Origin of the sequence: Variovorax sp., assembly GCF_035634955.1 — a bacterium.
GTDB lineage: Bacteria > Pseudomonadota > Gammaproteobacteria > Burkholderiales > Burkholderiaceae_C > Variovorax.
This window is the reverse complement of the sequence record NZ_DASQBZ010000007.1, coordinates 1-26105: the sequence shown is the minus strand read 5'-3', so window position 1 is coordinate 26105 and position 26105 is coordinate 1. Positions and strand designations below refer to the sequence as shown.

General features: G+C 66.9%; 25 protein-coding genes. 5 read left to right on the top strand and 20 right to left on the bottom strand.

Annotation, left to right across the window (positions count from 1 at the left end):
- The 20 genes from VES41_RS02275 to VES41_RS02180 all read right to left on the bottom strand — a co-directional run bounded on the left by VES41_RS02275 (position 1) and on the right by VES41_RS02180 (position 21329).
- Positions 1 to 1101 carry an efflux RND transporter periplasmic adaptor subunit gene (locus tag VES41_RS02275; RefSeq protein ID WP_414718993.1) on the bottom strand — a complete coding sequence of 367 codons (1101 nt, stop codon included), beginning with the start codon at positions 1099 to 1101 and terminating at the stop codon, positions 1 to 3.
- Complete coding sequence (locus VES41_RS02270; protein WP_324812457.1) at positions 1101 to 1646, bottom strand: hypothetical protein; 546 nt, start codon at positions 1644 to 1646, stop codon at positions 1101 to 1103. The genes VES41_RS02275 and VES41_RS02270 overlap by 1 nt, the downstream gene beginning before the upstream one ends.
- A gap of 17 nt (positions 1647 to 1663) precedes the next feature.
- Positions 1664 to 2893 carry a TolC family protein gene (locus tag VES41_RS02265; protein WP_324812454.1) on the bottom strand — a complete coding sequence of 410 codons (1230 nt, stop codon included), beginning with the start codon at positions 2891 to 2893 and terminating at the stop codon, positions 1664 to 1666.
- 109 nt (positions 2894 to 3002) lie between these two features.
- On the bottom strand, positions 3003 to 3359 hold the full coding sequence (locus VES41_RS02260; RefSeq protein WP_324812451.1) for a hypothetical protein: 357 nt from the start codon (positions 3357 to 3359) through the stop codon (positions 3003 to 3005).
- 46 nt (positions 3360 to 3405) lie between these two features.
- Positions 3406 to 4143, bottom strand: coding sequence for an amino acid ABC transporter ATP-binding protein (locus VES41_RS02255; protein WP_324813077.1), 738 nt, complete (start codon positions 4141 to 4143; stop codon positions 3406 to 3408).
- A 31-nt stretch (positions 4144 to 4174) separates the two neighbouring features.
- Positions 4175 to 4843 (bottom strand): amino acid ABC transporter permease, encoded by a 669-nt coding sequence (locus VES41_RS02250; protein WP_324812449.1) that lies wholly within the window; start codon positions 4841 to 4843, stop codon positions 4175 to 4177.
- A 1-nt stretch (position 4844) separates the two neighbouring features.
- Entirely contained in the window at positions 4845 to 5603 is a 759-nt protein-coding gene (locus VES41_RS02245; RefSeq protein WP_324812447.1) for an amino acid ABC transporter permease, read from the bottom strand.
- A 96-nt stretch (positions 5604 to 5699) separates the two neighbouring features.
- On the bottom strand, positions 5700 to 6596 hold the full coding sequence (locus tag VES41_RS02240) for a transporter substrate-binding domain-containing protein (RefSeq protein WP_324812445.1): 897 nt from the start codon (positions 6594 to 6596) through the stop codon (positions 5700 to 5702).
- A 144-nt stretch (positions 6597 to 6740) separates the two neighbouring features.
- Positions 6741 to 8189, bottom strand: coding sequence for an aspartate ammonia-lyase (locus VES41_RS02235; protein ID WP_324812443.1), 1449 nt, complete (start codon positions 8187 to 8189; stop codon positions 6741 to 6743).
- Between the two features lie 203 nt (positions 8190 to 8392).
- A complete protein-coding gene (locus tag VES41_RS02230; RefSeq protein WP_324812440.1) occupies positions 8393 to 9340 on the bottom strand; it encodes a LysR substrate-binding domain-containing protein in 948 nt (315 codons plus the stop codon).
- A gap of 21 nt (positions 9341 to 9361) precedes the next feature.
- The gene (locus VES41_RS02225; protein ID WP_324812437.1) at positions 9362 to 9886 is read right to left on the bottom strand and encodes a MarR family winged helix-turn-helix transcriptional regulator; all 525 of its coding nucleotides are present in this window, start codon (positions 9884 to 9886) and stop codon (positions 9362 to 9364) included.
- Between the two features lie 59 nt (positions 9887 to 9945).
- Positions 9946 to 11130, bottom strand: coding sequence for a M20 aminoacylase family protein (locus VES41_RS02220; RefSeq protein ID WP_324812435.1), 1185 nt, complete (start codon positions 11128 to 11130; stop codon positions 9946 to 9948).
- Positions 11131 to 11167: 37 nt separating this feature from the next.
- On the bottom strand, positions 11168 to 12670 hold the full coding sequence (locus VES41_RS02215) for a M81 family metallopeptidase (RefSeq protein WP_324812433.1): 1503 nt from the start codon (positions 12668 to 12670) through the stop codon (positions 11168 to 11170).
- Between the two features lie 39 nt (positions 12671 to 12709).
- Complete coding sequence (locus VES41_RS02210) at positions 12710 to 14353, bottom strand: ABC transporter ATP-binding protein (protein WP_324812430.1); 1644 nt, start codon at positions 14351 to 14353, stop codon at positions 12710 to 12712.
- 8 nt (positions 14354 to 14361) lie between these two features.
- On the bottom strand, positions 14362 to 15297 hold the full coding sequence (locus VES41_RS02205; protein ID WP_324812427.1) for an ABC transporter permease: 936 nt from the start codon (positions 15295 to 15297) through the stop codon (positions 14362 to 14364).
- Positions 15298 to 15355: 58 nt separating this feature from the next.
- The gene (locus VES41_RS02200; RefSeq protein WP_324812424.1) at positions 15356 to 16297 is read right to left on the bottom strand and encodes an ABC transporter permease; all 942 of its coding nucleotides are present in this window, start codon (positions 16295 to 16297) and stop codon (positions 15356 to 15358) included.
- A 10-nt stretch (positions 16298 to 16307) separates the two neighbouring features.
- Positions 16308 to 17885 (bottom strand): ABC transporter substrate-binding protein, encoded by a 1578-nt coding sequence (locus tag VES41_RS02195; protein ID WP_324812421.1) that lies wholly within the window; start codon positions 17883 to 17885, stop codon positions 16308 to 16310.
- Between the two features lie 259 nt (positions 17886 to 18144).
- Complete coding sequence (locus VES41_RS02190; RefSeq protein ID WP_324812418.1) at positions 18145 to 19083, bottom strand: 2-hydroxyacid dehydrogenase; 939 nt, start codon at positions 19081 to 19083, stop codon at positions 18145 to 18147.
- An 18-nt stretch (positions 19084 to 19101) separates the two neighbouring features.
- On the bottom strand, positions 19102 to 19452 hold the full coding sequence (locus tag VES41_RS02185) for a hypothetical protein (protein WP_324812416.1): 351 nt from the start codon (positions 19450 to 19452) through the stop codon (positions 19102 to 19104).
- A gap of 11 nt (positions 19453 to 19463) precedes the next feature.
- Positions 19464 to 21329, bottom strand: a complete 1866-nt coding sequence (locus tag VES41_RS02180) for an ABC transporter ATP-binding protein/permease (protein WP_324812414.1) — start codon at positions 21327 to 21329, stop codon at positions 19464 to 19466.
- Positions 21330 to 21370: 41 nt separating this feature from the next.
- Here VES41_RS02180 and VES41_RS02175 point away from each other — a divergent pair, with 41 nt between their 5' ends.
- From VES41_RS02175 to VES41_RS02155, 5 genes are all read left to right on the top strand, one after another.
- Complete coding sequence (locus VES41_RS02175) at positions 21371 to 21799, top strand: acyl-CoA thioesterase (RefSeq protein WP_324812411.1); 429 nt, start codon at positions 21371 to 21373, stop codon at positions 21797 to 21799.
- A gap of 155 nt (positions 21800 to 21954) precedes the next feature.
- Positions 21955 to 23700 (top strand): type IV secretory system conjugative DNA transfer family protein, encoded by a 1746-nt coding sequence (locus VES41_RS02170; protein ID WP_324812409.1) that lies wholly within the window; start codon positions 21955 to 21957, stop codon positions 23698 to 23700.
- Positions 23697 to 24665 carry a hypothetical protein gene (locus VES41_RS02165; RefSeq protein ID WP_324812407.1) on the top strand — a complete coding sequence of 323 codons (969 nt, stop codon included), beginning with the start codon at positions 23697 to 23699 and terminating at the stop codon, positions 24663 to 24665. Before VES41_RS02170 ends, VES41_RS02165 begins: the two co-directional genes overlap by 4 nt.
- Positions 24662 to 25612 (top strand): hypothetical protein, encoded by a 951-nt coding sequence (locus VES41_RS02160; RefSeq protein ID WP_324812405.1) that lies wholly within the window; start codon positions 24662 to 24664, stop codon positions 25610 to 25612. The genes VES41_RS02165 and VES41_RS02160 overlap by 4 nt, the downstream gene beginning before the upstream one ends.
- A 4-nt stretch (positions 25613 to 25616) precedes the next feature.
- Positions 25617 to 26105: hypothetical protein (locus VES41_RS02155; protein ID WP_324812403.1), on the top strand; the 489-nt coding region annotated here is incomplete at its 3' end.

Sequence of the window (26105 nt, the reverse complement as noted above, 5' to 3'; positions counted from 1 at the left end):
TCAGCGAACCTGGTTGATGAGGGCCGCGCCCCGGGTGGCGACCCGGTCGCCGGCCTTCAGGCCCGAGGTAACCGCGACGTTCACGCCGTCCAGTGGTTCGGTTGTGACGACCCGTGGCTCGAAGGTCTCGGGCGAAGACTTGATCCACACCACGGTTTGATTGGAGGGATTCCTCATCAGGGACGCGGCCGGCAGCGGGACGCCACGGACCGTCGAGCGGGTCTGCACGAACACGCGCACGGCTTGCCCGACGGCCAGCCGCTCCGGCGCGGCCTGCTGTGGCCGGAACAGCAGCGGCAACGCCTGCTCGCGCAGCGCACCCGCGGCTCCGATGAACTGCAACGGCACGCGCGCATTGCCGATTGCCAGGCTGGCCTGGCCGACGTCCGCAGCGAGTTCCGTGTCGAACGCCACGGCTTCGATGTTCAGGCGACCCGGGTCGACGATCTCGAAGACGAGCTCCCTGGCGTCGACCACCTGGCCGGCGACGGCCCGTGCGGCCGCGATGACGCCGGATACGGGGGCAACCAGCGCCTCGCGGCTCGACAGGCCGCGGCCGATGGCCGATCCGCGCGCCGAGAGACTCGACACCTCCGACTCGGCCGCGTCGATCTCCTTGCGCGGCACCGTATCGCTCAGTTCCCTCAGCCGGGCCAGGCGCTTCTGCGCGAGTTGCTGCGACGCACGAATTTCGGCAAGCTGCGCCGCCTGGTTGGATCGCTCGACCGGCGCAGAGGAAGGAACGACGAATGCCAGCACGTCGCCTTTCTCGACCGTCTGGCCCAATGTCGGCAAGCCTTTGGGGCCGGCCTGCAAGCGGCCGGCAACGGTCGCCTGGACCTTGCCGCCCGCGTTCGGATCCGTCACCACCTTGCCGGAGAGCTCCGCCGTGCGGGGCAGATCGCCTTCTTCGACGACGACGGTTCTCACGACGAGCTGTCGTTGCGAGGCCTTGGGCAGGAAGACGCTGCCGTCGGGCAGGCGGGCCGGGCCGTCGAGGTTCGGGACCGGCCCGGCGCCACCATGGTCGTGGCCGGGTTCTCCGCCCGCCCAGGCGGCGCAAGCAATGCTCGCTGCGAGCGCAATGAGGAATTCGCGCATCATGCCGCTCCTCCCAGGCGGGCACGCTGCATGCCGGCGCGCCGGCCGACCCAGGCGGCGCACAAGGCCAGGAGGGTGGCCAGGGCCGTCCATGTCGCGTAGCGCTGCCATCCGATCGGGCTTGCGGCTTGCTGCGGCGATTCCTCGTGCACGTCGAGTTCGGCGCCGACGGTGCGGACTTCGCTTCCGACCGTGATGGTCGCCCTGACCTGCGTCGTCCCGGACTCGAGTTCGTGCGCCAGCGTTCCTTCGAACTCGCCTTCGGCATGTTCCTCGAGCGAGACCGGAGCGCCGCCGACCTCCAGCTCGATGCTCGCGCCCTCGACCGGCGAGTTGTCGTCGAACCGGTCCAGGTAGACGGTCAGTTGCCTGGCGTTGACGAGTCCCACCAGCTCGAACCGGCCCGCGGCGGCAGCGAAGCGCGGCAAGGCAGGTCCCGCAGCGGCAGCGGGCGCAGCGTCATGGTTGTGGCCGTCGTCCGCGACCGCGGGCACAGCCCAAAGGGCGGCGCAAAGCGCCAGCCCGGCATGAATTCTTGTGAACATCGGTGATCCTTGAAAAATCAGTCGGGCAACAGGCCCAGCGCCTGTCGCAAGCTCGAGACCGCAGCGTCGGCGTCCAGGCGGCTGCGCGCGGCCTGGCGCTCTGCTTCGTAGGCTTCGAGATCCGCTCGAAGGCGGGTGGGAAGGTCTGTCTCCCCCAGTTGAAAGGACTTCGCGAAAAACCCCCTCGACTCGCGTGCCAGATCGGCACGCCGCTTCGCGGCGTCGCGAGTGAGTTCGAGGGCGTGCAGGGTCGCGCGCGCCGCATCGGCCTGGCCGGCAATGCGTGCCTCCTCCAGCGACAGTTCTGATTCCGCTTCCGTCAGATCGGCACTGGCCGCTGCGAGCCTTGCCGCGCTGCCGCTGGTGCTGCCCAGGGGCACCCGTATGCCGACCACGATGCTGTCCTGGTACCGCTCGCCGAAGGCGTCGCGCTCGCGAACCGCGCCCAGCGTCAGTTCCGGATTCAGACGCGTCTGAACACCGGCCAGCGCCTGCTGCGCGCGGGCGCGTTCGACCCGTGCGGTCAGGTCGAGCAGGGCCGGGTGCTGACCGTCCGCCAACGCTTCCGGGGGCCGGGACTCCGGCGAGGACGACTCTGCGACGCGCGCCGCGTCCAGACCGGTCAACGCCTTCCAGGCTGTCGCAGCCTGGATCCGGCCGATGCCGGCCTGCGCGACGGCGGCTTGCGCGGCGGCAACGCCGGCCTGAGCCTGATGACTGTCTGCCCTGGCCAGGTCTCCGGCGCTGACGCGCCGCGCCACATCCTGCGCCAGTCGGGTGGCGTTTGCCAGGCGGCGCTCAGCAATCTGCTGCTCGATGTCCGCGCGCCGAACCGTCCAGAACGCCTCGCGCACCTGCGCCGCCAGCCGCCACCGGGCCGCCAGCAGCCGCGCGTCCACGGCCGACATGTCCGAAGAGGCGCTGGCCTGGGCCGAGGCGCGCTCCCCGGGCAGCCAGAGCGGGATCGCAATCCCGCCCGCGTACTCGCGGCCCCCGTCGTTTCGCGCGTACCGGTCGGTCTTCGCGCCCAGCTCCAGCGAGGGTGGCTCGGGCGACCATCGCCCGGCCGCGGCGAGGCCGGCAGCCGCCGAGTCGCGGCGAAGCGCGGCCGACCGCTGCTCGGGCTGTCGCGCCCAGGCCGCGTCGAAGCCTTGTTTGATGGGCGAACCCTCTGCGAATCCCGTCGACGCGCACGCCATCAGCACGGCCGCCAGCACGCCGGAGAACCCCCAGTGTCTTTCTCTCATGAAATATCTCGTCGTAAGGGCGCGCGCGCAGGCGCCCGCCCGGTTCGGGAACCTGACGAGGGGTGCGTCCGGCAGGACGCAATGAAGGGAAAACCGCCTCGTCAGCCGTCTAGGCGACGAGACTCAGTGGAGGCCGCAGAAGGCTCTGGACGGGCGGCTCGGGGAGGAACCGTCCGTAGCCGGGGAGTGGCCCGCGCTCTGCCCACAGACGTTCGGGACAGGTCGGCGATGTCAGGCAGACCGCGCCCATGCCGTGGCAGGCCTGGCAGTCCGGATGTTTGCCCGGCGGCTGGCCATCGCCGTCGTCCGCGGGGATCTTCTGCGCTTCGTCGGCACCACCGTGCTTGTGTTCGTGGTGGCCGAGGTGCGTCGCGTCCCGCTCGTGCTCGCAGACGCTCGCCGCCGCCGCCCAGCTCCATTGGAGCGGCAGCAGCAACATCATGAAGACGAGGACGAAGCGGCGCATGCGCGGGCGAGTCTACCAGCCCGTCGTCGGCCGCCCGGCGCAGCGCTCAGTGCTGCAGGATCTTGTTCAGGAAGTCCTTGGTGCGTGCCTGGCGGTTCTCGGGGTGGCCGAAGAACTCGTCCTTGGAGCAGTCTTCCAGGATGCGGCCGCCCACGTCGATGAAGATGACCCGGTTGGCCACCTTGCGGGCGAAGCCCATCTCGTGCGTGACCACCATCATGGTCATGCCCTCGTTGGCCAGGCCGACCATGACGTCGAGCACCTCGCCCACCATCTCTGGGTCGAGCGCAGAGGTGGGCTCGTCGAACAGCATGACGATCGGGTCCATGCTCAGCGCGCGGGCGATGGCCACGCGCTGCTGCTGGCCGCCCGACAGCTGGCCGGGAAACTTGTCCTTGTGCGCCATCAGGCCGACGCGGTCGAGCATCTTCAGCCCGCGCGTCTTGGCTTCGTCCAGGCCGCGGCCCAGCACCTTGATCTGCGCGATGGTGAGGTTTTCCGTCACCGACAGGTGCGGGAACAGCTCGAAGTGCTGGAACACCATGCCGACCCTGGAACGCAGCTTCGGCAGGTCGGTCTTGGGGTCGTTGACGTGCACGCCGTTGACGATGATGTCGCCCTTCTGGATCGGCTCGAGCGCGTTGACGGTCTTGATGAGCGTGGACTTGCCGGAGCCGGACGGCCCGCACACCACGACGACGTCGCCCTTGTTGATGCTGACGTTGCAGTCGCTCAGCACCTGCACCTGGCCATACCACTTGGATACGTTCTTGATGTCGATCATCGGTTCAGACATGACTATTCCTCGATTCGGGTCAACGGATGATGGCGATCTTCTTGTGCAGGCGCTTGACCAGCCACGAGAGCGCAAAGCAGATGATGAAGTAGAGCACGGCCGCCAGCAGGTAGGACTCCACCGGCCGGCCCATGTTCTTGCCCGCGGTCTCGAAGCCCTTGAGCAGGTCATAGGCACCGATGGCATACACCAGCGACGTGTCCTGGAACAGGATGATGGTCTGCGTCAGCAGCACCGGCAGCATGTTGCGGAAGGCCTGGGGCAGGATCACCAGCGTCATGTTCTGCTTGTAGGTCATTCCCATGGCCTGGCCGGCGAAGACCTGCCCGCGCGGAATGGACTGGATGCCCGCGCGCATGATCTCGCTGAAATAGGCGGCCTCGAAGGCGACGAACGTGATGACGGCCGAGTATTCGGCCCCGATCGGCCGCCCGATGGCATAGGGCACCAGGAGGAAGAAGCCCAGGATCACCATCACCAGCGGAATCGACCGCATGCCGTTGACATAGATCGCGGCCGGCACGTCCAGCCACTTCCTGCCCGACAGGCGCATCAGCGCCAGCAAGGTGCCGAAGAAGATGCCGCCCAGCGTCGCGACCACCGTCAGGAAGATGCTGAAGTAGAAGCCCTTGAGGATGAAGCCGGTGACGACGTCCCAGTTGAAAAGGGAAAAGTCCAGATGGGTCATCTCAGTGGCCTCCCCCGGTGCCACCGGCGACGACGAAGCCCGGCACGCGCGATTTCTTCTCGATGAAGGCCATGATCCGGTTGATCACCAGTGCCGAGAAGATGTACAGCAGCACCACGCCGATGTAGATCTCCATGTTGCGCGAGGTTTCCTCGCCGGCTTGCAGATAGAACTGCGTCAGTTCGGCGATCGACACGGCGAACGCCACCGACGAGTTCTTGAAGATGTTCATCGACTCCGACGTCAGCGGCGGAAGGATGATGCGATAGGCCATCGGCAGGATGACGTAGCGGTAGTACTGCACCGTGGTAAAGCCCATGGCCATGCCGGCATAGCGCTGGCCCTTGGGCAGCGCCTGGATGCCCGCGCGCACCTGTTCGGCGATCCGCGCCGAGGTGAACAGCCCCAGGGCGAGCACCACCAGCAGGAACGGCGGGAAGTCGCGCATGAACGGCACCAGCGACGGCAGCACGTGGTACCAGAGGAAGATCTGGACCAGCAGCGGGATGTTGCGGAACAGTTCCACCCACGCATTGCCCAGGCGCACCACCCATGGCTTGTCGGGCAGCGTGCGGATAATGCCGATGACCGAGCCGACCACGAGCGCGATGGCCAGTGCGCACAGCGATACCGAGACGGTCCAGCCCCAGGCCGAGATCATCCAGTTGAGATAGGTATAGGCGTCGCCGGTGCCGAAGCAGCCGGGCACCAGTTCGCCGTCGATGGTGTCCTTGCAGAAGACCTGCCAATCCCATGCCATAGGCTTGTTCCTCGCCGCGTTGTTTTTCGCAATGTAGACCGGATAAACAAACGCCCGCCACCGGGGCGGGCGTTTGCGTCACTCAACCAGACCGCCTCACTTGACGGCGAAGTCTTCCGCGGGCTTGTTGTTCGGGTGAGCCCAGGCTTCCTTGGTCGCGGCCGACAGCGGCAAGTTCAGCGCCACGTTGTTCGGCGGCACCGGCTGCACCATCCACTTGTTGTACAGCTTGGCCAGCGAGCCGTCCTTCATCTGGCGCGCGATGCTTTCGTTGACGACCTTGCCGAAGGCGGTGTCATCCTTGCGCATCATGCAGGCGATCGGCTCGACCGACAATTCGGGGCCGACGATCTTGAAGTCCTTCGGGTTCTTGGCCGTCGAGATGTTCTTGGCCAGGATCGAGGCGTCCATCACGAAGGCATCGGCACGGCCGGACTCGAGCAGCAGGAAGCTGTCGGAGTGGTCCTTGCCCATGACTTCGTTGAAATTGACGCCCTGGGCGCGCTTGTTCTTGCGCAGGATCTGCACCGAGGTGGTGCCAGTCGTGGTGGCCACGGTCTTGCCGTTGAGGTCCTTCAGGTCCTTGATGCCCGAGTTGGCCTTGACGGCCACGCGCACCACTTCCATGTAGGTGTTGTAGGCGAAGTCGACGTCCTTGGCGCGGGTGGCGTTGTTGGTGGTCGAGCCGCACTCCAGGTCCACGGTGCCGTTCTGCACCAGCGGGATGCGGTTCTGCGAAGTCACCAGCACGTAGTTGATGTTGAGCTTCTTGCCGACCTTCTTGCTCAGGTCGTCGACGATGCGCTCGGCCATCTCGGTGTGGAAGCCTACGTACTTGCCGTTGCCGATGGTGTACGACAGCGCGGACGAGTCGCGCACGCCCAGGGAAATGCTGCCGCTGGCCTTGATCTTGGCCAGCGTGTCGTTCGCCTGCGCCATGGCGCCGCTCACGGCCAGCGCGGTCACAGCGAGTGCGACGAGTTGTTTCTTCATGCGGATGACTCCTAGGTTACGTATGGAAACGAGACTGCAAATTCTAGACAAGGTCGCGCGCACCGCCACAGGGCCAACCCGGTAAGCAATGGTGCCACGTTGGTGCGCAGCCGTGGGACGCGGCTTTTGTCGACGCCACCGTGCTCAAGCACCCTTTGTGCCCGCTTCCGGCCCAGGCGCCGCCGCCGGCGCCAGCCGGACCGGGCGGGTCAGCGTCTCGGGCACCAGCAGCGCCTCCATCTGCGCCCGCGTCATGATGCCCAGCGATTCGGCCACCAGGTCGATCGGCCCGCCGGTGGCCAGCGCCGTCTTGGCGATGAGCGCGGCCTTCTCGTAGCCGATGATCGGATTGAGCGCGGTGACCAGGGTGACCGACTCGCGCACCCGCTGGGCCAGGAATTCCCGGTTGGCCTCGATGCCCTCGACGCAATTGACCTGCAGCGTGCGGCAGGCCCGCGCCAGGTGCTGGATGCTCTTGAAGAGACTCCAACCCATGATCGGCTCGAAGGCATTGAGCTGCAGCTGGCCCGCCTCGGACGCCATGGTCACGGTCACGTCGTTGCCGATCACCTCGAAGGCGACCTGGTTCATCACCTCGGGGATCACCGGGTTGACCTTGCCCGGCATGATGGACGAGCCGGCCTGCCGCGCCGGCAGCCGGATCTCGCCGAAACCGGCCTGCGGCCCGCTCGACAGCAGTCGAAGATCGTTGCAGGTCTTGCTGAGCTTGGCCGCCACTCGCTTGAGCACCCCCGACAGCTGGACGAAGGCGCCGGTGTCCTGGGTAGCCTCGACCAGGTTGGCCGCCGGCTTGAGCGGCACGCCGCTGTCCTCGGCCAGGTACCGGCAGGCCAGCGCGGCATAGCCTTCGGGCGCGTTGATGCCGGTGCCGATGGCGGTGGCGCCGAGGTTGATCTCCTCGATCAGCGCCCGCGCCTCGGACAGGCGGGCCTCGTCCTCGCCGATCATCACGGCGTAGGTCAGGAACTCCTGGCCCAGCGTCATCGGGACGGCGTCCTGCAACTGGGTGCGGCCGATCTTCAGGACGTCGGCGAACTCCGCGGCCTTGGCCTCGAAGGCGCCGCGCAGTTGCGCCATGGCCTCGAGCAGGCGGCCGATGGCGAACCACAGGGCCAGCCGCACGGCGGTCGGGTAGACGTCGTTGGTGCTCTGCGACGCGTTGACATGGTCGTTGGGGTGCAGCACGTCGTAGCGCGCCTTCGCATGGCCCAGTTTTTCCAGCGCGACGTTGCAGATCACCTCGTTGGCGTTCATGTTGGTGGAGGTGCCGGCGCCGCCCTGGATCACGTCGACCACGAACTGGTCGGCGAAGTGCCCGCCGATCAGCTCGTCGCAGGCCGCCTTGATCGCCTGCGCCCGCTGCGCGTCGATGACGCCCAGTTCTGCATTGGCGCGGGCGGCCGCCTTCTTGACGAAGGCCAGTGCCCGCACCAGGTCGGGCATGGCGGACACGCGGGTGCCGGAGATGGGAAAGTTCTCGACGGCGCGTGCGGTGTGGACGCCCCAGTAGGCGTCCAGTGGAATCCTGCGCTCGCCCAGGAAATCGTGTTCGGTCCGGAAATGGGTGTCCATGTAGGGTGTGCTCGATTGGAAGGAAGCGAAGCCAAGCGCACGTCTCGCGACGTGCCCGGCCGGCGTCAGGCCGGGCCTGGTCGCGAACCGGGCGCGACTGTAGACGCGCCGCGGCGCGAGCGCCAATGCCCTTTGCAGGCTGCGTCATGCATGCCACGCATAGTTTTGTGCGCCGCACAATCCGGACCTTCGGTCCGGCGCGTTCAGGCCGATTGCGGGGTGGCCCGGAGGTAGTCCCAAAGAGCCGCGGCCGCGTGCTTGGGATGTCCGCCGTCGCCCGCCTGCGCCGCCGTGGGGCGCTGGCGGTAGGCCCGGATCTCCATGGTCGCCTCCAGCCGGTCGATCTCCGGCGGCAAGGCGCTCACCAGCCGGCGCGACTTCGTCTCCTTGCGCACCGCGCTCTGCGGGAGGAAGGCGATGCCGTGGCCTTCCATTGCCATGGCCTTCAGGCTCTCGGACATGTCCGTCTCGTACACCCGGTCGAGGTGCATCGGCACGGGCGCGTCACGCAACAACTGGTCGACGATGCGGCTGAGATAGGCGTCCGGCGCATAGGCCAGGTAGGGCAGCGGATGGCCGGGCTGGCCCGGCAGGCAATAGCGCGGTGCGCCTTCGGCGTCCGGGCGGACCCACGGCGCGACGACCTCCTGCCCGAGGCTGACCATCTCGTAGCGGTTGGCATCGAGTTCCAGCGGAAGCGCCGGGTGGTGGTACACGATCAGGAGGTCGCAGCCGCCTTCGGTCAGGCGGTGCACCGCGTCATGCACGTTGAGCGCCAGCAACCGGCTTTTCATGGGGCCGAAGCCCTGGCGCAGGCGGGTGACCCAAGCCGGAAAGAAGGTCAGCGCGAGCGTGTGAGGCACGGCGAACTCGATCACGTCCTGCCCTGCGGAGGCATGGCCGCGCAGCATTGCGCGCGCGGTGTGCAGGCCCTGCAGGATCTCCGTCGCCTGGGCATACAGCGTCTGCCCGGCCGCGGTCAGGCGCGTGGGATACGAGCTGCGGTCGACCAGGTCGGTGCCGGCCCAGGCTTCCAGCGCCTGGATGCGGCGCGAAAAGGCAGGCTGGGTGACATGCCGCATCTGCGCCGAGCGGCTGAAGCTGTGCGTCTCCGCCAGACTGACGAAATCCTCCAGCCACTTGGTTTCCATGGCCGGATTATGGAAGCTGGCTCAGCCCCTGGTCCCTGTCGCGGCCTTGGACTTCGGTTTGGGCTTCGGCGCGGCCTGGTTGCGCGCCTTGCGGCCGCGCGACGGCGCAAGGCCGTCTTCCTCGACCTTGGCGGTGAGGATGGCCAGCGTGCGCTCCAGATGCTCGATGTCGGCCGGCTGCAGGACGGACAGCAAGGATTTTTCCATCTGCCGCCCCATCCGGTTGCACCGCTGGACCGCCTCGCGGCCTTCGTCGGTCAGGTACAGGCGCACCCAGCGCGCGTCTTCCTCGCCGATCTGGCGGCGGATCAGCCCGCGCCGCGCCAGCGACGTGACGAGCTTGGAGACGAGCGTCTTCTCGAGGTAGCCGCCGGCCACCACCTCGGTCTGGGTGATGCCGGGCCTGGCATAGGCCTGGCGCAGCACCCGAAGGTCGCGCAGGCTGACGTTGCACGCGGCCTCGTAGGCTTGAGAGGCCCTGCGCTTGGCTTGTTCGTTCAGGACGTCGAGCCGGAAGGTCAGAAAATCGATCGCCGGACGCAGCACGTGGAACTCCGCAGCAGTGGGCCGGCCCGGTCTCCGCCGACCGGGTCCGGCGATGGGGGTTATCGCAGGTAGGTTTCCGCCAGCATCGCCCAGTAGGCGGCCCCGATGGGCAGGTTGCTGTCGTTGAAATCGTAACCGGGGTTGTGGACCATGCAGGCGCCATGCTCTTCGCCCCTGCCGTTGCCGATGTTCAGGTAGCAACCCGGCCGCTTCTCGAGCATGAAGGCAAAGTCCTCGCTGGCCGGCACCGCGGGCGCCTGCGCCACGACGTGCTGGTCGCCGACCAGCGCACGCGCCACGCCACGGGCGAATTCGGTTTCCTCGGGCGTGTTGACCAGCACCGCGTAGCCGGGGCGGAAGTCGATCTCGGCGCGCACGCCGTAGCTCTCGGCCTGCGCCTTGACCACCGCCTTGAGGCGCTGCTCGAGCAGGACGCGCGTTTCGCGCTGCAGCGCCCGCATGCTGATCTCCAGCGTGCAGGTCTGGGGAATCACGTTGTTGGCCTGGCCGGCGTGGATGGCGCCGACGGTGATGATGGCCATCTCCTGCGGATCGACGTTGCGCGCGACGATGGTCTGCAGCGCCATGACGATGCTGGCCGCGGCAACGATCGGGTCCTTGGTCGAATGCGGCATGGCGCCATGGCCGCCGACGCCGTGCAGGGTGACGGTGGCGTAGTCCGACGAAGCCATGGCCGCGCCGGTCCGGAAGATCAACTCGCCCTGCGGACGCCCGGGCGCGTTGTGCATGGCATAGATGCTGTCGCACGGGTACTTCTCGAACAAGCCGTCGTCCATCATCCGCACGGCGCCGCCCATGCCTTCCTCTGCCGGCTGGAAGATCAGGTTCAGCGTGCCGGAGAAGTCGCCCTCCTCGGCCAGGTACTTCGCCGCGCCCAGCAGCATGGCCGTGTGCCCGTCGTGGCCGCAGGCATGCATGATGCCCGGACGGTTGCTGCGGTAGGCCAGGCCGGTCTTCTCCTCGATCGGCAGCGCATCCATGTCGGCGCGAATGCCGACCTTGCGCGACCCGTCGCCACGCCGCAGCTGGCCCACCACGCCAGTGCCGCCCAGGCCGCGCTCGACCTGGTAGCCCCAGCTCTGGAGGCGCTCGGCCACCAGTGCGCTGGTCTGGTGCTCCTCGAAGCCGAGCTCCGGGTGCTGGTGGATGGCATGGCGCACGGTCACGAACTCGTCGGCATGCGCGCGCATGTAGCTCAGGTAGGTTTCTGCACTCTTGGTCATGTGAGGTATCGGACGGTAGAAGTGGGAGACGGAGGATTCAGGGGCGTCGCGCCATGGTGTCGGGCAGGCGCGTCCAGGGCAGGTCTACCGGGTCCACCGCCATCGGGCCGGGCGCCTTGGCCACCAGGATGTGGCTGGCAATGGGGGCGAAGTCGGCGCGAAAGTGCACCGAGCTCTTGTTGACCAGCACCTTCATCTGTTCGGGCTCGATGCCGACGAAGCGGTAGAACTCGCGATCGAGCATCTGGGTCTTGAGCGAAGACACGGAAACCAGCACGCCGTCGATGTCCAGGCAGGCGCTGGGCCCGAGGGTGACGGTGCCGCCCATGCCCATCGGGCCCTTGAGCGTGACCTTGCCGTCGGACAGGCGGCGCACGACGGCGCTGGCCCGCACCGGCGCGTCGCTCACCTGCCCGCCCCAGGTCGGCACCGATTCGCCCAGCGTGACCTCGATGCGGGCGCCGACGCCGGCGGCATGGGCCTGCGCCGCGCTGCGCGGGTCGGCAAGCACGCCCAGCGCCACCTGCCCCGGAAACCGTGCGCCTGCCTCGAGCGCGAGGAGCGCCCGCAGCATGCCGGTGGTGTTGCCGTCGCCGCCGGCGCCGGGATTGTCCTGGGTGTCGGCGATGACCACGGGCTTGCCGGCGTCGGCCGCGAGAGCCAGCGCTTCGCGCACCGCGTCTTCCGGGCTGCGCAGGTCCAATTGCCACTGGCTGCGCGGCTGGTCGATGCGCGCGAACAGCGTGGCAACCGCGGCCTCGGCCTCGTCGCCGTAGCCCCAGACGACCGGGCCGCATTCGGCGATGTCGGCCGCCGGAAAGCCCATGGCGAAGCTCAGCACGACGTCATGCGCGGCGTCCAGCGCCTCGAGCTGCGCGTACACCGCGTCGGCCGGCGCCATCATGGTGCACTGCGCGTTGAGCGACAGCAGGAAGGACAGTCGGCGCACGGCCAGCGGTTCGCGCTCGCCGCGCTCGAGGCGCCGCTCGAGCAGCCGGCCGGCGAGGCGGCCGGTATCGGCCATGTCGATGTGCGGATAGGTGCGGTAGGCCGCCAGCGCGTCGGCCTCGGCCAGCATCCGCGCGGTGACGTTGGCATGCAGGTCGAGGCTGGCGACGATGGGCGTGAGCGGGCCGACCTCGGCGCGGATGCGCGCCAGCAGTTCGCCTTCGGGGTCTTCCAGGTGTTCCGTCACGGCCGCGCCGTGCAGGTCGAGATAGACCGCGTCGACCCCGCCATCGGCCTGCGCGGCGCGCAGGTCCTCGACCATCTCGGACGCGATGCGCTCGAAGGCGTCCTGCGTGACGTGCGCCGATGGGTTGGCCCCCGCCCAGACCGAGCCGACGAGCGACCAGCCGCGCGCATCCGCCAGGTCGATGAAGCCGCCGACCGGGATCGCCCGGCCACGGTAGGCCTCGATGATGGCGGCGCCGCGCCGATACGGCGGGAAGCCCGAGCCGGCCTCGAAGGCGGCCCAGTCGGCCTTGCTCGGCGCGAAGGTGTTGGTTTCGTGCTGGAAGCCGGCGATGAAGACTCTCATGGAATTCCTGTTCCGTTGATGGACGCGGCGGCCCGATTCTCAGCCCCGCGCGAAATGGAAGCCCTGGCCCGGCGCGGCGGCCAGCAGGCGGCGCGTGTAGTCCTCGCGCGGCGCGAAGAAGACCTCGGACACAGGCCCTTCCTCGACGATGCTGCCCTGGTGCATGACCACGACACGATCGCATATCTGGCTGGCCACGCGCAGGTCGTGGGTGATGAAGACGATGCCGATCGACGTGGCGCGCTGGATCTCGTCGAGCAGCTTGAGGATCTGCGCCTGCACCGAGACGTCCAGCGCGGAGACCGCCTCGTCGGCGATCAGCACCTTGGGCTCGCATGCCAGTGCGCGGGCGATGGAGATGCGCTGGCGCTGCCCGCCTGAGAATTCGCTGGGATAGCGCTGCAGCGCCTCGGGCTTGAGGCGCACGAGGTGCATCAGCTCCTCGGCCCGGCGCCAGGCATCGGCGCGGCTGACGCCGAAATTGAGCGGCCCCTCGATGATCGACGCCCCCACGGTCTGGCGCGGATTGAGCGACCGGTACGGGTCCTGGAAGATCACCTGGACCTCTCGCCGGAACGGCGACAGCGCCCGCCCCCGCAGGCGCGCCACCGACCGGCCGCCGGACAGGATGTCGCCCGAGGTGGTGTCGATCAGCCGCGCGACGCAGCGCGCCAGCGTCGACTTGCCCGACCCCGACTCGCCGACGATGCCCACGGTTTCCATCGGCCGCACCGTCAGCGACGCGTTGCGCACCGCATGCACCTCGCGCCGCTTGCCGGGCCACGAACCGGTGCGATAGACCTTCTCGACATGGCGCGCGGCCAGCAGCGGCTCGGCATCCTTCGGGCCGGGGCGGTCGGGTATCGACAGCTCGGGCACCGCCGCCAGCAGCATCTTGGTGTAGGGCTGGCGCGGGCGCGTGAGCACTTCGTGCTTGTCGCCCTTCTCGATCATCTGGCCCAGCTCCAGCACCACCACTTCGTCGGCGATCTCGGCCACCACGCCGAAGTCGTGCGTGATGAACAGCACCGCGGTGCCGTTCTCGCGCTGCAGTTCGAGGATGAGCCGCAGGATCTCTGCCTGCGTGGTCACGTCCAGGGCAGTGGTCGGCTCGTCGCAGATCAGCAGCGCCGGCTTGAGAATGAGCGCAATGGCGATCACGATGCGCTGGCGCTGGCCGCCCGAGAGCTGGTGCGGGTACGAGGCGAAGATGCGCTCGGGCTCCGGCAGCCGCACGTGCGCCATGATCTCGAGGATCCTGCGGCGGCGCTCGGCGCGATCGAGCGCGACGTGCTGGGCCAGCATCTCGTCGATCTGCTCGCCGCAGGTCATGACCGGGTTGAGCGCGGTCATCGGCTCCTGGAACACCATCGACATGGCCGGTCCGCGCAACGCGCGGAACTCGGTCTGCGGCGCACCCACCAGTTCGCGGCCGAGCAGGCGGATCGACCCCGCGGTCGGCACCAGCCCCGAAGGCAGCAGGCCCATCACGGCGTTGGCGATCACGGACTTGCCCGAACCCGATTCGCCCAGCAGGCAGACGATCTGCCCGGGCCGCACGTCGAAAGTGATCCGCTGCACCGCATGCGAACGGTCGCCGCCGCGCGGCAGCGAGATGGCCAGGTCTTCCACGGCGAGCACCGGGTCGTGCACTTGCGTGGCGGCTGTGTCGGGGGCGTTCATCGGATTCCTCACTCGCCGCGCTTGTTGAACTTGGGGTCGAGCGCGTCGCGCAGCCCATCGCCCAGCATGTTGATCGACAGCACCGTCAACGCCAGCAGCGCGCCGGGGAACAACACGTTGTGCGGGTACTGGTTGAACTGCGCCCGGCCCTCGGCCATGATGTTTCCCCAGGTGGCGGTCTCGGCCGGCAGGCCCACGCCCAGGAACGACAGGATGGCTTCGACCAGGATGGCCGCGGCGCAGACGTAGGTGGCCTGGATCACCAGCGGCGCCACCGCGTTTGGCAGGATGTGCCTGAGCATCACCTTCCAGGTCGGCGTGTCCAGCGCGACGGCGGCTTCCACGTACGGCTCTTCGCGCACGCTCAGCACCACCGAGCGCACGAGCCGCGCCACGCGGGGGATTTCGGGCACGGCGATCGCCAGGACCACCGTGGTCATGGTGCCGCCGAACATCGCCACCAGGCTGACCGCGAACAGGATGCCGGGAATGGCCATCACGCCGTCCATGACGCGCATGATGATCCCGTCGAGCCGGCGGAAGTAGCCTGCCAGCAACCCGATGGCCAGCCCGAACACCAGCGTGATGGCCGCCACTGCGACGCCCACGACCAGCGAGACGCGGGCGCCGAAGACCACGCGGCTCCAGATGTCGCGCCCCAGGCTGTCGGTGCCCATCACGAACCAGTGGCGGAAGGACTCGCCGCTGAGGCTGTTGAACTCGGCCACCGTCCCCGGCAGCAGGTTGCCGCTGCCCGGATCCATCTCGGTCGGATCGATGGTGCCCAGCCAGGGCGCCGCCAGCGCCATCAACAGCAGCAGGCAGAGAAACCCGCCCCCGAGCCGCACCGACCAGTTGGCCAGCACCTTGCGTCCCAGCGAGCGCCGCCGGCGCGGCGCGGGGTCGGCCACCTCGGCCGCAGTCAGAACCGTCGAATCAACCATGTCGTCACCGCTCTCACAATCATCAAGGCACGCCCCTGGCGTGCGCGCATGCAGCCGGTCAATACCGGATACGGGGGTCGAAGACCAAGTAGCTGACGTCCACCAGCAGGTTGATCAGCACGTAGATCACCGAAAAGAACAGCGTGATGCCCTGGATGAGCGGGAAGTCGCGCGACAACACCGCATCCACCGTGAGGCTGCCCAGCCCGGGGATGTTGAACACCGATTCGGTGACGACGACGCCGCCGATCAGCAACGCGATGCCGATGCCGATCACGGTGACGATGGGCACCGCCGCATTGGCCAGCGCATGGCGGATGAGCACCTGCTTCTCGCCGATACCCTTGGCCCGCGCGGTGCGGATGTAGTCCTCGGTCATGGCCTCGGCCACGGAGGCGCGGGTGACGCGGGCGATCAGCGCGATGTAGATCACCGACAGCGCCAGCGCCGGCAGCAGCAGGTGCGACAGCCATGGCAGCACGCCTTCGGCGATGCGGTCGTAACCCTGCACCGGCAGCCATTTGAGCTTGAGCGCGAAGGCCCAGATCAGCAGATAGCCGATGACGAAGATGGGAATGGAGAAGCCGAGCGACGAGAAGCCCATGAGCAGGCGGTCGAGCCAGCCGCCGTGGCGCCACGCGGCCACCACGCCGAGCGGGATCGCCAGCGCCAGCGTGAACACCAGCGTCAGCGCGGCCAGCGACACGGTCGGCTCGATGCGCTGGGCGATCAGTTCGCTGACCGGGATCCGCATGAAGTAGGACTCGCCCAGGTTCCCGTGCAGGACACGCCAGCCCCAACGCGCGAACTGCACCGGCACCGAATCGTCCAGCCCGAGGTCGGCGCGCACCTTGGCCACGTTTTCGGCCGTGGCGTTGTCGCCCAGGATGACGGCAGCCGGATCGCCGGGCGCCAGCCGCGTCATCAGGAACACGATGAGCGCGACCACCACCAGCACCGGCAGCGTGGCGACGATGCGTCGCAGCAGGAAAGCCAGCATCGCCGAAGCCTCAGTTCTTCTTGGCCAGGCCCCAGTACACCTGCACCGGCGACTTGATCAGGCCGGTGACCGCCTCCTTGCGGTAGGCCGTCAGCGGCTTGTATTCGCCGATCGGGGCGAAGACGGCGGCGTCGTACACGCGCTCCTGGATCGCGGCGGCGGCCTTCTGGCGCTCGTCGTCGGTGCCGGCGTTCATGAAATCCGTCTTGAGCTGCTCGAGCTTGTCGTCCGTGGTCCAGCCGAACCAGCCCTTCTCGCCGTTGCCGGTCATCGGCGCGTAGTACGCCGGGTTGAAATTGTCGGCATAGAACCAGCCGGTGATGAAGGCGTTCCAGCCGCCCTGGTCGGCCGGGGTCTTCATGGCGCGCCGGGTGACCAGCGTGGGCCAGTCCATCGACTGCAGATCCACCGTGAACCCGGCCTGGCGCAGCAGCGCGGCCATGACCGACGGGAACTTGTTGAGCACCGGGAAGGTGCTCGGGTTCATCAGCACGATCGGCTCGCCCTTGTAGCCGGCCTCCTTGAGCAGGGCCTTGGCCTTCTCGAACTGCGGCTTGCCCGTGAAATACGACGTGCCCTTGGTCGAGTGGTACAGCGAGCCGGTCGGGTAGATCGAGGTGTTGGTGTTGTACAGCTCCTTGTGGTTCAACCCGGCGCGCATGAGCGCCTCCTGGTTGATGGCCATGAAGGCGGCCTGCGCGATCTTGGTGTTGTTGAACGGCGGCACCAGCCGATTCAGGTGCAACGCATAGGAGCCGGCGGGCACCTGCGTGTCGAGCACGATCTTGGGGTTGTCCTGCAAGGCCTTGTACTGCTCGGGCGGCATGAACTCGATCATGTCGACCTCGCCGGCGGCCAGCGCATTGGCCGCCGTCTGCGGGTCGTTCTGCACCACCCACTCCATGCGGTCGACCTTCACCACCTTGCCGCCGGCGGTGCCGTCGGCCGGCTCCTGGCGCGGCACGTACTTGGTGTTCTTGACGAAGACGATGCGCTCGCCCGGACGATATTCGTCAGCCTTGAAGATGAACGGGCCCGAGCCGATGGTTCCCTTGATCTGCTGGTCGGCCGGCGTCTCGGCCACCGCCTTGGGCATGATGAACGGCGGATTGGACGACGGCTTGGACAGCGCCTCCAGCACCATGCGGAAGGGCGTGCGGAAGGTCATGACGAAGGTCTTGTCGTCCTTGGCAGTGAAGGTGTCGAGCGCCGCCATCATCCGCTGGCCCAGGGCGTCGCGCTGGCCCCAGCGCTTGACCGACTGGATGACGTCTTCGGACGTGACCGGCTTGCCGTCGTGGAAGGCCAGTCCGTCGCGCAGCGTGAAGGTCCAGACCTTGCCGTCCTCGCTGGACTTGTAGTCGCCCACCATCTGCGGGTGCACCTTGCCCTTGACGTCCACGCCGAACAGGGTGTCGTACACCGCGTAGCCGTAGTCGCGGGTGATGAAGGCCGTGGTCCAGATCGGATCGAGGATCTTCAGATCGCTCTGCGGCACGACGCGCAGCACCGATTCGGCCTGCGCGCATGCACCGAATGCGAGCGCACCGCCCACCAGCATGGCCGTCAGGGTCTTCTTGAACAGCATGGACACTCCTTGAGTAGATGTTTGACGACAGCAAAAAACAGTCAATCGTTGCGAAGTAATCACACGCAGGTAGATTCCTTCGGCAACGATTGCTGTTTGCAACCAGTTTGCGGCAATGTGGCCCCGATTCCCAATGGGAAGAACCCGAACGGCACGCGCACACGGGCTTTGCCCGACGCAACATGCGTGCCAAGAAGCGCTCAAGGTGCCCCGGGCAAGGGCCGGCGGCGCTGCCGCCCGCCGTCCGGGCGCGGCGTCGTCAGATGGGCGAGACGACGCCCAGGCCGCTGAAATGCCCGGCCGCGTTGGCCAGGAAGCGGTCCACGCTGGCCTGGGTGGCTTCGGGCGACCAGCCGGCCATGTGCGGCGTCAGCAGCACGTTGTCGAGCCCCACCAGCGGCTCGGGGCGGTTGGGCTCGCTTTCGTAGACGTCGAGGCCCGCACCGGCCAGGCGCCCCTCGCGCAGGGCGGCGGCCAGTGCCTCGGTATCGACCACGGTGCCGCGCGAGATGTTGACGAGAAACCCGCGCGGTCCGAGGGCGTCGAGCACGCGCGCGTCGATCGCGTGGCGGGTGGCAGGCCCGCCGGGCGTGGCGCACACCAGGACGTCGCACCATCGCGCAAGGTTCTCGAGGCTGTCGAAATAGCGGTGCGCGACGCCTTCGCGCGGCTTGCGGTTGTGATAGCCCACCGGCATGCCGAACCCGGCAGCGCGCTTGGCGATCTTCTGGCCGATGGTGCCCAGGCCGAAGATGCCCAGCTTCTTGCCCGAGACATTGGGCGGCTGCGCGATCGATTCGCGCCAGACGCCGTCCCTGCACTGCCGGTCCAGCATGCGCATGCCGCGCACGATGCCGATGAGCAACCCGAATGCGTGGTCGGCCACGCAGTCGTCGTTGGTGCCGGCGCCATTGGCGGTGACGATGCCGCGCGCCCTGAGTTGCTCCATGGGCAGGCACTCGTAACCCGCTCCGAGGCAGCACACCAGTTCCAGTGCGGGCATGGCCGCCAGCTCGGCCGGGGTGAGGCCGATCACCCCGATGGTGAGCACCGCGCGAAAGCGCGCGCCATGGCGGGCCACGGCCTCGGCCCGGGTCTCGGCCGTGGGCGCATAGACGAGGTCGTAGGCCTCGGCGATCTGGGCCTGGTGCGCGGGCAGCAGGCTGTTGAGTACGAGCAGGGGAATGCGTTCGTTCATGGTGTCTTCGAAGATTGACTAGGCGCCGCCATTGCGGCGCACCTCCATCACCCCGTCCTGGGTGACGCTTTCATAGACCTTGGCATCGCGCAGCGCCAGTTGCACCACGATGTTGCCGGCCTGGAACATCAGCACGCGGTTCAGGATCACGCCGAACGCAACGATCGCGCCGCCAGCCCATACCTGGCCGGACATCGCGACGACGACCCCGACGCCGATCAGCGGGATCAGGAAGATCATCAGCATCAGCCGCTGCGTGACGAAGCGCCGCGCCAGCTTGGGATTGACCACCACGCGCATGCGTCCGGCGGCAAGGCCGGTGCAAAAGTCCGCGTGGCTGACGTATTCGGCATATTCCTGTGCAGCCATGGCGCTCGCTTCTATTTTCCGATGAACTGGACTGACTGCTCGACGTCGGCGCTGCGCTGCAGCGCCCACATCTGCGCATAGCGGCCGTTGCGGGCCAGCAATTGGGCATGCGTGCCGCGCTCGACGATCACGCCGGCGTCCAGCACCAGGATCTCGTGGGCGTCGACCACGGTCGACAGGCGGTGGGCGATGACCAGCGTGGTCTTGCCCTGGGCGGCGCCGCGCAGTTCGTGCTGGATGGCGCGCTCGTTGGCCGAGTCCAGCGCCGAAGTGGCTTCGTCGAAGATGAGAACGGGCGGGTTCTTGAGCAACGTGCGGGCGATGGCCACGCGCTGCTTCTCGCCACCGGACAGCTTCAGGCCGCGCTCGCCGACCATGGTCTCGTAGCCGCCCGGGGTGGCCATGATGAAGTCGTGGATCCGCGCGGCCTTGGCGGCCGCCACCACCTCATCGTGGCTGGCGCCGGCCCGACCATACGCAATGTTGTATTCGATGGTGTCGTTGAACAGCACCGTGTCCTGCGGCACGATGCCGATGGCGCGGCGCAGGCTCGACTGCGTCACCTCCCGGATGTCCTGCCCGCCAATGGTGATCCGGCCCTGCTGCAGGTCGTAGAAGCGGTACAGCAGGCGCGCCAGCGTCGACTTGCCGGAGCCGGACGGCCCGACCACCGCCACCGTCTTGCCGCTCGGGATCTCGAAGCTCACTCCGTGCAGGATGGTGCGCGCCGGCTCGTAGGCGAAGGCCACGTGCTCGAAACGCACGGTGGCGTCGCCGCCGGCCAGCGCCAGCGGCTGCGCGCCGGCCGCGTCGGCCACTTCGCGCTCGCGCTCGAGCAGGGCGAACATGCGGTCGAGATCGGTCAGGTTCTGCTTGATCTCGCGGTACAGCACGCCCAGGAAATTCAGCGGGATGTACAGCTGGATCATGAAGGCGTTGACCATGACCAGATCGCCCAGCGTCATGCGGCCGTCGACCACGCCCTGGGTGGCGCGCCACAGCATGGCCACCAGGCTCAGCGCGATCAGCAGCTGCTGGCCGGTGTTGAGCATCGACAGCGTCGTCTGGCTCTTGACGGCGATCTGGCGGTAGCGCTCCAGGTTCTCGTCGTAGCGCCGGGCCTCGAAGTCCTCGTTGTTGAAGTACTTGACGGTTTCGTAGTTCAGCAGCGAATCGATGGCCCGGCTCTGGGCGCGGGCGCCCAGCTCGTTCATGGTGCGCCGGAACTGGGTGCGCCACTCGGTCACCGCCACCGTGAAGAAGATGTACAGCACCAGCGCCACGCCGGTGATGACCGCGAACCACGGGTCGAACCGCACCGCCAGGATCGACAGCACCAGCGTCAGCTCGATCAGCGTCGGCACGATGCTGTAGAGCGAATACGAGATGAGCGAATGCACCGCCTGCGTGCCGCGCTCGATGTCGCGCGTCATGCCGCCGGTCTGGCGCTCGAGATGAAAGCGCAGGCTCAGGCTGTGCAAGTGGCGGAAAACCTCCAGCGCGATCCGGCGCGACGCGCCCTCGGTCGCCTTGGCAAAGACCAGTTCGCGCAGTTCGGTGAACAGCGACGTCGAGAACCTCAGCAGTCCGTAGCCCAGAAGCAACGCCGCCGGCACCACCAGCAGCGCGCGCGGGTCGCCCGGCTGGATCGTCATGGCGTCCACCAGGTGCTTGAGCAGGATCGGAACGCCCACGTTGGCCACCTTGGCGCCGACCATGAAGCCCAGTGCCAGCAGCACCCGCCACTTGTAGTGCCACAGGTAGGGAAACAGGCGGGCCAGCGTGGCGCCGTCCGAGCGGGAGCGCCGCCCGGGCTCGCCCGGGCCGGCGCGGTGGTGGGGAGAAGAGGAAGCCAGGGCTTCGCCGCTGCGACGCATGGGGGACAATCGTGGAAACTTGTTTGTCAAGGATTGTGCCCATGTCCACCCGTTCAGGCGCCGAAGCTCCGTCAACGCCCCCACTGCGCAGCCTGCCAGCCGACATGGAGCTGGTGCTCAAGGTGATTCCGATGCCGGCGGACACCAACGGCAACGGCGACATCTTCGGGGGCTGGGTCATGGCCCAGGTGGACCTGGCCGGCTCGGTGATCCCGGCGCGCTACACAAAGGGCCGCATGGCCACGGTGGCGGTTAACGAGTTCGTCTTCAAGCAGGCGGTCAAGGTGGGCGACCTGCTGTCCTTCTACGCCGCCGTCACCCGGGTCGGCCGTACTTCGGTCACGGTGAAAGTCGAGGTATTCGCCGAGCGCGTGCGCGCGCAGGGCGAGTACGTGAAAGTGACCGAGGCGACGCTGACGTACGTGGCGATCGACGACAACGGCAGGCCGAGGCCGCTGCCGACCGACTGACGGTCGGGGTGACCGACTGAAGACGGGGTGACCGGCGGCCGGTAAGGCCCCGTCCATGCGTCAACTGGGTGGCAATTGCTACCGGACCATTGCCGGATTGAACCTGCACGCCCGCTATCCTTTCGCCAGCAAGAAATGACGAAGGGAGGGCAAGCATGGGAACGCTTGCAAGGAGCGGGCTCGCGCTGGCGATGCTGTTCGTCGCACTCGTGGCTGGGGCGTATCTGTCGGGCTATCTGACGCTTGTGCTGCTGAACCTGCAGCTGCCGCTAGAGCCCACCACCCATTGGCGCTACTTCCGGGCCATCGAACTGCCCCAGTTGCAGCCTTTTGCGACGAGGATCCGGCTCGCCGGAGCCGCAGGCATGGGCCTGCCACTGCTGGCGTGGCTGTTCCTGCTCGTTCCTCTCTTCAGGCCGAAGGAGCGTGCGCTCTATGGCGAAGCCCGGTTTGCCACCCGCGCGGATCTCGCCAGGCACAAGGCCCTGGGCGACCATCCAGCGGGCATCATCGCCGCGTGTCGCGTCGACGGCAGGTTCGTCAGCATCAAGGACAAGCACATGCTGCTGGCCAGTCCAACGCGCAGCGGCAAGGGCGTCAGCACGGCCATACCCAATGGCCTGCATTGGCGGCAATCGATCGTGTTCCTGGACGTCAAGCGCGAGGCCTACGAGAAGACGGCCGGGCAGCGCTCGACGTACGGCCAGGTCTTCCTGTTCGACCCATTCACCGAGGACAGGCGCTCTCATCGCTGGAACCCGTTCGGCTACGTCAGCCTCGACCCCCACCAGCGCAGCGCCGATATCGAAGCCATCGCCAGCAGCCTGTACAAGGAGACGCCGGGGCACGATCCGTTCTGGACGCACGCCAGCCGCGGAGCTTTCCAGGCCGTCTGCGAATGGCTGTTCGACCGGATGCTGGACATCCGGCAGCGGCAACCCCCGACCGAAGAGCCAGCCTGGCCGACACTCGGCGACGTCTACCGCTTTCTGTCGGCGGTTGGCGCGCCGGGCGAGAGCAAGCAGGACGTTTTCAGGCGGCACATGACCGCACCATTTGCCGGCGACAAGGCCCGGATGGGGCTGGGCAATCTGGTCGAGCTGGCTGACCAGACATTCAGCTCGATCATCGCGACCACGCAGGCGCCGTTGCGCATATTTGGCAACCCGGTCGTGGACGCAGCCACGAGCGGGAACGATTTCGACCTGCGCGACCTTCGCCGCAGGGTGCAAAGCATCTACGTCGGGGTTGCGCCGGCCAGGCTGGTCGAGGCCAGGGGCATCCTGAATCTCTTCTTCGAGCAGGCGATCAAGCTCAACGGCACGACGCTGCCCGAGCACGACGAGACGCTGAAGTACCAATGCCTGTTCATGCTCGATGAGTTCACGGCACTCGGCAAGGTGGACATCATCCCGACTGCCACCAGTTGGCTGGCCGGCTACGGCGTGCGCATCGTGGTGATCATCCAGTCGGTGGCGCAGCTCGAAGCCGTCTACGGCGCCGAAACCGCGCGCGGCATGGTCACCAACCTGGGCTGCCAGGTGATCTTTGCACCGCGCGAACAGCGCGACGCGGACGAGTTTTCCAAGATGCTGGGCGAGACCACCGTGCGCCGCAAGCAGCGCACGCGCTCATACGGGCAAGGCGGCAGCTACAGCGTCACCGAAGTGATCGATCGCCGGCCACTCATGAATCCCGACGAGATCAAGGCCCTCGATCCGGAGAAGGCCATCGTGCTCATCGAAGGCGTCGGCCGCCCGATCATGGGCGACAAGATCTTCTACTACAGGGATCCGTACTTCAAGAAGTTGCTCCGCGGCGCGCCGCAAGTTCCGGTGTTGGAACTTCCGCACCCGGCTGATGGCGGCCCAATGCCTTTGGGACACGGGAGCAGCGAATGAGCGCAACGCAAGCGCCTCGAAGCAGGAAGCTTCGTGCGTGGCTGGTCCTGCTGCTGGCGCTGCTGGCGCTGCTGGCGCCGGTAGTGTCTGTGGGCGGCTACGTCGCATTTGAATGCCACCCGGACGATCCTCCGCGCCTCGACCTGCCGCCGTTCGACAGCGCCAAGGCTGCGCAGTTGTCGCCGCAGAAGCGCGCAGCTTATGAGCAGGAACTGTTCGTTGAGATTCCCAGGTGGAGTCGCGGCACTCGTCGCTATCCGAACCCGGCCGATTCCGTCAAGCGCGAGCAGCGCTGGATGCAGCTGGCTAACGACGGCTTCGAACTCGCCTACATCACGCTGCGCGTGCTGTCGCCTGCAACCCTGGAAGAGTACTCGATGCGAGGCCCCATGAAGCGCCTGGAGGCGTTGGCCGAGCAAGGGGATACGGGAGCCATGTGCCTGATGACTGCCTTGGCCAGTGGTGGGGAAGAGTACGTCCAGCTCTACAAGAAGTGGCTCGAACGCGGTGCGGCGTTGGGGCACCCCGAATGCATGATCCGACTCGGTGGCAAGCTGCTCAGCGGAGACGACGGCTACTCAAAGGACGTTCAACGCGGTTTGGCCCTGGAGTTTGCTGCGCGCCGCAAGTCAGGATATGTCCATCTGGTCGGATCGCTGACGCAGCATTTCGAGAAGCCCATTCGCAGATTGCAGCCGCAAAGCGGCCTCAGAATGCCGGATGGCACATTGGTCGTTGATCTGGGATATGGGAAGCGGGCCGATATACGGCGTCTCTATTGTTGGCGTCAGGTTCAAAGTCAAACCTGGGACATAGATACCGCCGCCGCAATACTACGCCGCTTGCGCGTCGGCGCGAGTTTGGACGATCGCCCCGAGTTGCGGGTGATCTACGAGGATCTCCGGGACAAGCACTACACCTTGGAAGATTGTCTGAACATGGGAATGGGGGAGCAAAGCGAATGAGCGCATCGCGAGCACATCAAAGCAAGCCACTTCGTACATGGCTCGTCCTGCTGCTAGCGCTGCTGGCGCCGGTACTGTCTGTCGGCGGCTACGTCGCATTTGAACGCCATCCGGAGTACTTCCCGCGCCTCGACCTGCCGCCGTTCGACAGCGCCAAGGCTGCGCAGTTATCACCGCAAAAGCGCGCTGCCTACGAGCAGGAACTGTTCAGCGAGATTCCCTCTTGGAGTCTTGGTAGCCGTCGCTATCTGAACCCGGCCGATTCCGTCAAGCGCGAGCAGCGCTGGATGCAGATGGCCAATGATGGATTCGAACTCGCCTACATCACGCTGCGCGTGCTGTCGCCTGCAACCCTGGAGGAGTACTCGATGCGAGGCCCCATGAAGCGCCTGGAAGCGTTGGCCGAGCAAGGCGATACAGGAGCCATGTGCCTCATGACCGCCTTGGCCAGTGGTGGGGAAGAATACGTCCAGCTCTACAAGAAGTGGCTCGAACGCGGTGCGGCATTGGGCCACCCCGAATGCATGATCCGGCTCGGCGGCAAGCTGCTCAGCGGAGACGACGGCTATCCAAAGGATGTTCACCGCGGGCTGGCTCTTGAGTTTGCTGCGCGCCGCAAGTCAGGATATGTGCATCTGGCGGGATCCCTGGTCCGGCACTTCGAAAAGCCCATTCGCAGACTACAACCTCAAACCGGCCTTAGAAGGTCGGATGGCATATTGGTCCTTGACCTGGGTTATGGGAAGCGGGCCGATATACGGCGTCTGTATTGCTGGAATCAAGTTGAAGCCCAAACCTGGGATAGAGATCCCGCCGCTGGCGTATTGCGTCGCTTGCGCGTCGGCGCGGCCCTAGACGATCGCCCCGAGTTGCGGGTGATCTACGAGGATCTTCGGGACAAGCATTACACCTTGGAGGATTGTTTGAACATGGGAACGGGGGAATGAAGCAATGGACGAATCAGCACTGGAAAGTTCGCGCTGGAAAGGTTTGCAGGAGCGATGGGCCGAGGAAGGCAAAGCGTTGCGTGACGGGTATATAGCGGCGGAAGAAGCCAGAAGCGAGGCGACCCGTGTCTGGCGCATGGATCGCAACTCAGCCGAAAAGCAGGAAGCCCTCACCCAAACCAGCCTCGCCGAATTCGCCGCGGCCAAGGCACTCAACGAGTTCCTTGATACCGACCGCCGTGGCCTCAAGCGCGTCACGGTCATCGAGAATCAACTGCGGAACAACGACAGCCTCAGTCTCCTGGATCGACACGCCCTGCAGGTCGAGAAGCGGAACCTGATACGCACCGTTTCCGAGTTCCTCGACTTCAAGGAAAGCGAGGATCTGTCACCGGTCTATCCTCCTCCCGCCCGTGTCGAGGGCAAGATCCACTACTCGGACGGATCGGTGCAATGGGACCCGGCCACCAAGCAAGGCCGGGCCGGCATGGAG